The 1,180-nt window shown below is 40.6% G+C and carries 2 protein-coding genes and 1 riboswitch; both genes read left to right on the top strand.

Features of this window, described 5'->3' with window-relative positions:
• A partial coding sequence (locus BLT91_RS32495; RefSeq protein WP_217635320.1) for an IPT/TIG domain-containing protein occupies positions 1–205 on the top strand: 205 nt, incomplete at its 5' end.
• A riboswitch (cyclic di-GMP riboswitch) is annotated at positions 204–296 on the top strand. It overlaps the preceding gene by 2 nt.
• A gap of 69 nt (positions 297–365) precedes the next feature.
• Positions 366–1,180 (top strand): DUF7305 domain-containing protein (locus BLT91_RS32230; RefSeq protein WP_217635321.1); only part of this gene is annotated, 815 nt, incomplete at its 3' end.

Here is a 1,180-nt window from a genome sequence, read left to right on the forward strand (position 1 = left end):
TCCTGTCGGTTCTCTTGTCTATGTTAATGGTTTAAACTTTGCTAGTACTTCGAAGGTGTATTTTGGTGGAGTTCAAGCTACAAGCGTATATATGACTACAAAAAGTCTAAAAGTTACTGTTCCAAGCGGCTCTGGTATCGTTAATGTCACAATCGTCAACGCTGATGGACAAACAAGTAATGCTTTCTCGTTTACAATTAATTAAATATATTTGGCAAACCTACAGAAATGTAGGGACGCAAAGCCATGGGTCTTCAATAGGACTAAGAAACTATTAAGATTGCCAGGTTGCGAAGTGTTAGAAAACACAATAGCATCCTGCTGTTGTGTTTATCTTTTTTAATTAAATGAGAGGAGAAAGTAAAATGATCAAATTTAAGAGATTACTAGGAGCTTTTTTGGTAGCATGTTTAGCATTAATGCCCCTCAACACGGTTTTAGCGGACGAGGTGCACGCAGGTGAAGCGAAGAATATTTTTGATTATGCACTCTTTGCAGGAGATTTGAATCAAACATTCTCTTTAACAGGCTCAGGTAACAGTATCAATGGTAAAGCTCACATTAACGGGAATGTCGTGGTTGCCGGAAGTAGGAATACCATTGACGTATTGGAATATGCAAATTCATTTAAGTCATCTGGTAGCAACAATACATTTAACTCGAAAGTCAAGTCTGCACCTATGGGGATGTTTCAGTTAAATGGCGATGATTACAAGCAAAAAGCAACAAAAGTGTATAGTGGAAAAACAAACTTTTCTGGAAGCAGCACAAAAATAAATGGAGTAATTTTTGTGGATGGTGACGTCACAATCTCCGGAAGTCAGGTCAGTGGAATCGGGACTGTGTTTGCAACCGGAAGCATTAAAATCAGCGGGTCAGGATTAAAGTATGCTTCAAGCAATGACTCCGTTGCCTTCTACTCGTTAAAAGACATTGAAGTTTCGGGAAGCAATAGTGAGTATAATGGAATTTTCTATGCACCTTACGGCTCAATGAAAATAACCGGAAGTAAAAGTACTTTCAATGGGTCATTGGTAGCCAAAGAATTCCATATTTCTGGTTCCAACTTAACTGTGAACTGTCCGAACCCGAAACCAACGCCAGATCCGACACCAGCGCCAACACCGACACCAGCGCCAACACCGGCACCAACGCCAGATCCGACACCAGCGCCAACACC

The sequence above is a fragment of the Paenibacillus sp. yr247 genome (genome assembly GCF_900103825.1).
In the GTDB taxonomy this organism is placed as follows: Bacteria; Bacillota; Bacilli; order Paenibacillales; family NBRC-103111; genus Paenibacillus_E.